Genomic DNA, 967 nt, shown 5'->3' on the forward strand with positions numbered 1-967 from the left:
GACGGCCGCCGCCCATGACCACGTCAATCCCATCGGTATCCACGCCAGCGTAACGTTGTTCCAGAAGTTGCTCGAAACTGACCAGCTGATCGGCAATGTCCTTGCAACCGGCCTGAACCGCTTCAGCAGGCATATCCGAAATGTCTTCCCAGTTGCGATCTGCCGATTTGGCATAGGCAGCGGCGGGTGTTGCGTGGGTAATGCGTGCGGTGGAGACCACACCAGTGGATAAACCCTTGATTTCCGCAAGCTCCAGAGCGGTTACTACTTCATTGCCTGCAACCGTGCTGCAATCTCCCCGCTGGACATCCTCGTCCACGCCCAGCACGCCCGCATCGGTTTTCAAACCTGACATCATGGCGGTCATGGTGCCCGCTGAGTCCGGAACCTGGGCATCGGTGTTATAGGTTTTCACGAGTGTCGTGAAGGGAAAGCTTTCAAAGCTCAGCAGATTTTCCTCGCCCGGACTGCCCTGCCTCTGGCCTTCCAGAATGCGCGCAGCGGTAAGGGTGGACACCCCCATGCCATCGCCCACAAACAGAATGACGTTTTTCGCCTTATCCGAGGACTTCAGGGAGAGCTTCTGCTGAAGCTGTGCCGCGGCGTTAATAAACCAGGTATTGCCCTTTTGTGAGGTCGGTAGTATCTCTGCGACGACACTGGCGGACAATGCCAGCCCGATCGCCACGGAAATTAACGCTCTTTCCAGATTCATAGCGCATATCCTTTCAACGGTGTTGTTGTCTGCCACTCCGGTACAACCTGTTCATCGAACAGAATTCCGGATCGACTCCGCTAAAAAGATAGGGGCTGGTTATGACGTTAATCCTGCATTTGTGTTACTCAGGCATTAAGGTTGTCTGGCCGCAAAAGATTCGACTCACTTTCCTCCCCGGACGCTGATGACCAGGACCCGCCAGCGCAAACAGAGGCGCGCCGGCGGAAATCGGAGAGTTATCGGAGAGTT

The 967-nt window shown here is 55.4% G+C and carries 1 protein-coding gene; it reads right to left on the reverse strand.

Features of this window, described 5'->3' with window-relative positions:
• On the reverse strand, positions 1-715 hold a 715-nt coding region (locus B2W52_RS10340; RefSeq protein WP_286802881.1), incomplete at its 3' end, for an alkaline phosphatase.
• Positions 716-967 lie beyond the last annotated feature (252 nt).

Origin of the sequence: Marinobacter sp. UBA2498 (assembly GCF_002341575.1) — a bacterium.
Classification (GTDB): domain Bacteria; phylum Pseudomonadota; class Gammaproteobacteria; order Pseudomonadales; family Oleiphilaceae; genus Marinobacter; species Marinobacter manganoxydans.